Origin of the sequence: Protofrankia sp. CiP1_Cm_nod2 (assembly GCF_920664355.1) — a bacterium.
Lineage (GTDB): Bacteria > Actinomycetota > Actinomycetes > Frankiales > Frankiaceae > Protofrankia.
This window is the reverse complement of sequence record NZ_CAKKTL010000330.1, coordinates 1-1,354: the sequence shown is the minus strand read 5'-3', so window position 1 is coordinate 1,354 and position 1,354 is coordinate 1. Positions and strand designations below refer to the sequence as shown.

General features: G+C 66.5%; 1 protein-coding gene. It reads left to right on the top strand.

Features of this window, described 5'->3' with window-relative positions:
- Positions 1–1,354: BREX-2 system adenine-specific DNA-methyltransferase PglX (gene pglX, locus NBW84_RS22735; RefSeq protein WP_250287274.1), on the top strand; the 1,354-nt coding region annotated here is incomplete at both ends.

Here is a 1,354-nt window from a genome sequence, read left to right as displayed (position 1 = left end):
GGCGGCAGCCTGGGCGCTGGGGACGGTGTTCGTCCGGTTCTGCGAGGACAACGGGCTGATCGGCGAGCCGTTCCTCGCCGGCCCGACGACCGCCCGGCTCACCCTGGCCGAGGAGCGGACCGAGGAGTTCTACCGGCGCAATCCCGACAAGACGGCGCGTGACTGGCTGCTGGCCGGCTTCGACGCGATCGCGACGGTGCCGGTCGGCGCCGGCCTGTTCGACCGGCGGCACAACGCCCTGTTCCAGATCCCGCTCTCCCACGACGCCGCCAAGGACCTGCTCACCTTCTGGCGGCGGCGCACCGAGGCCGGCGCCCTGGTCCACGACTTCACCGACGATGCCTGGGACACCCGCTTCCTCGGCGACCTCTACCAGGATCTCTCCGAGGATGTCCGCAAGAGGTACGCCCTGCTCCAGACCCCGGAGTTCGTCGAGGAGTTCATCCTCGACCTGACCCTGACCCCGGCGCTCGAGGAGTTCGGCCAGGAAGTCGAGGACCTGAAAAACTTCAAGCTGATCGACCCGACCTGCGGCTCCGGCCACTTCCTGCTGGGCGCCTTCCACCGGCTGCTCGCCGAGTGGGAGAGCAAGGCGCAGGAACTCGACGTGTTCGAGCGGGTCCGCCTCGCCCTGGACGCGGTCCACGGCGTGGACATCAACCCGTACGCGGCGGCGATCGCCCGGTTCCGGCTGGTCATCGCGGCGCTGCGCGCCACCGGGCTGACCACGCTGGACGCGGCCGCCGGCTACACCTTCCCGCTGCACGTGGCCATCGGCGACTCTCTGATCAAGCACCGCCAGCTCGGCCTGTTCGACGAGGAGCGCGACGCACTCGCCGAGTTCGCCTACGCCACCGAGGACCTCACCGACCACCCCGGCATCCTGGAGGAAGGCCGCTACCACGCCGTCGTCGGCAACCCGCCGTACATCACCGTCAAGGACAAGAAGCTCAACGTGCTGTACCGCGACCTGTACAGCGCCTGCTCGGGCAAGTACGCCCTGTCCGTCCCGTTCGCGCAGCGCTTCTTCGAGCTGGCGAAGCACGCGGATCTAGAGGGACGCGGTGCCGGCCGCATAGGCCAGATCACCGCGAATTCGTTCATGAAACGCGAGTTCGGCAAGAAGCTGATCGAAGAATTCTTCGCTCGTACAGTCGAGCTCACGCACGTTATCGATGCATCCGGGGCATATATTCCCGGTCATGGGACACCAACCGTCATCTTGGCGGGACGACGCAATCGCTGGACACGACCTGAAACCGTGAGAGCCGTTTTGGGAATCAGAGGGGAGCCATCCGCCCCAAACAATCCAAGCGAATCTTTCGTCTGGCGGGCAATCCTCGATCAGGTGGAC